The organism is Actinomadura sp. KC345, assembly GCF_004348515.1.
Classification (GTDB): Bacteria; Actinomycetota; Actinomycetes; order Streptosporangiales; family Streptosporangiaceae; genus Spirillospora.
Window position 1 is genome coordinate 1 of record NZ_SMKH01000533.1, and the last position, 2,115, is coordinate 2,115.

Below are 2,115 nucleotides of genomic sequence, written 5' to 3' on the forward strand. Positions count from 1 at the left end.
CGCGTGGCCGACTCCAGTCCCACCGCCCGCGCCAGCCGCGCCTCCGCCTCCAGCGCCAGCCGCACGACGTGCCCGACGACGAGGCCCGCGAGGAACAGCAGCACGATGCCGTTGAACGTCGTCGACCCCAGCCCCCCGGCCGTCCCGGCGAGCGCGTGCACCACGAGGTTCGCGGCGGCGAGCACGAGCGCCGCGGCGGCGCCGAGCCGCCGCCCGCCCGCCACCGCCCACGACAGCACCGCCGCCGCCACCCACGACACCGGCAGCGTCGGGCGCCCGGCGGCGATGTTCTCCGGCGTCTCGACCCACGCGGTCGCGAGCAGGCATCCGGCCGCGACCGCGAGGTCGGCGGCCGGAAGCGCCCGGCCCCGCCGCCGCGGACCGCCGAACGCCCGGACCGCGTACGCCGTCCAGGCGGCCATCACGGCGAGGACGGCCCAGCCGGCCGCGGGACGGGCGTAGCCGCCGGAGTTCATCGCGATCACGATCGCGGCGTATCCCAGCGCCAGCACGCGGTAGACGGCCACGGCACGCCACAGCGCGGCCTCCAGCCCCATCCCCCGGGGGCCGTCCGCGTCACCCGGCCGTGCCTCTGGACGGGCGTCCCCCGCGCCCCCCAGCGCGCCACCGCTCATCCGTGGTCGCTCAGGCCCCGTCGTCCTCGGCCCGGCGCACGGGCCTGCCCGCCTTCTCCGCCTTCACCTCGGCGGCGTAGCGGTCGACGTACTCCTGCCCGGACAGCTCCCTGATCGTCCGCATGATCTCGTCCGTGATCTCCCGCAGGACCTCCTTGTCGTCCTCGCGGCCGTAGTAGCGGGAGAAGTCCATCGGCTCGCCGAACCGGACCCCGGGCCGGACGCCGAGCCTCGGGAGCCGCCGGCCGGGCGGCATCAGCTCGAACGTGTTGACCATCGCCATCGGGATCACCGGGACCCGCGACTTCAGCGCCAGCCGCGCGACTCCGGTCTTGCCGCGGTACAGCCGGTTGTCGGGGGCCCGGGTGCCCTCCGGGTAGATGCCGAGGAGCTTGCCCTCCGCGAGGATGCGCAGCCCGGTCTGCAGCGCCGCGTCGGCCGCCGAGCCGCCCGTCCGGTCCACCGGCACCACGCCCACCCCGGTCATGAACGCCTTGCTGACCAGCCCTTTGATCCCCTTGCCGGTGAAGTACTCGCCCTTGCCGATGAAGAAGATCGGGCGCATCAGCGGCAGCGGGCCGAAGAAGTGGTCGGCGAACGAGAGGTGGTTGCCCACCAGCAGCGCCGGCCCCCGCTTCGGGACGTGCCCGCTCCCCCGGTTCCGCGGCCACCACAGGACGTACATGATGGGGGAGAGAACGATCCGGAGCAGGATCCAGAACCAGAGCATGCGGGACCTTCCTCGGACCGCGTGCCCGGGGGACGAGCACCGACCGGTCCCTGGCCGAAGGGAGATGATGGGACATCTTCCCACTCCCCGTCCCACCGTTCTACCGGCCGGTACGGCACCGGCAGCGGCCCCTCGGCCGGGGTCCTTCCTCCAGCGTACGGAAGCCGTGCGGCGAGGGGCGGCCGGAGGAACGTAGGCTCTGTTCCGTAAATCTCAATCGGGTACGCCCGGGGGCTTGTTCCGGGCGTCCCAGCGAATACCGTGGGACACACGTTTTCAGGGTGTCCGGAAGTGCCGCCGCGAGCCGGAGGCGCCACCGGGCACATGTCGTTGGGGGAGCGGAGGCCGTCATGCCGGTGCTGTCGGTCACGCCGGAGTCGTCGAAGGAGCCGGCCCCGTGAATCGCCGTGGCAATGGACTGTCGGCCGACACCTACGCCCCGCTGGTCGACCTCGCCCCGCACCTCGCGGACGCGATGCTGGCGGCGCTGGGCGAGGCGGGCGTGGCGGCCTACGCGGCCTCGCCGTCCGGCCTCCCCGACCTGCCCGACCTCGCCGACGCGCCCGCGGACCCCGTCGCCGGCGACGTCCTCGACCGGCTGTACGTGGACGTCGACATGAAGCCCACCGCCGAGGGCATCCTCCGCGCCCACCTCGCCCGGCTGCGCGACACCTCCGCCCGCGGCCCCGAGTCCGACCGGACCGAGACCGACCTCGCCGACCCCCGCGACACCGCCGACGCCCTCGACGC

Annotated in this window: 2 protein-coding genes and 1 pseudogene; 1 reads left to right on the plus strand and 2 read right to left on the minus strand. The window is 74.3% G+C overall.

Translation table 11 applies throughout. The features are described from left to right. Both E1281_RS39280 and E1281_RS39285 read right to left on the minus strand, forming a co-directional pair. On the minus strand, window positions 1-635 hold a 635-nt coding region (locus E1281_RS39280; protein ID WP_243717811.1), incomplete at its 3' end, for a DUF5931 domain-containing protein. Window positions 636-645: 10 nt separating this feature from the next. Further along, a complete protein-coding gene (locus E1281_RS39285) occupies window positions 646-1,365 on the minus strand; it encodes a lysophospholipid acyltransferase family protein (protein ID WP_131884755.1) in 720 nt (239 codons plus the stop codon). A 397-nt stretch (window positions 1,366-1,762) separates the two neighbouring features. On the opposite strand from E1281_RS39285, the pseudogene E1281_RS39290 reads away from it, so the two are divergent. Further along, window positions 1,763-2,115, plus strand: a pseudogene (locus E1281_RS39290) (hypothetical protein); the annotation flags it as partial.

Coding starts and splice junctions, on each gene's coding strand:
- E1281_RS39285 (WP_131884755.1), bottom strand. CDS start 1,365: ATGCTCTGGTTCTGGATCCTGCTCCGGATCGTTCTCTCCCCCATCATG.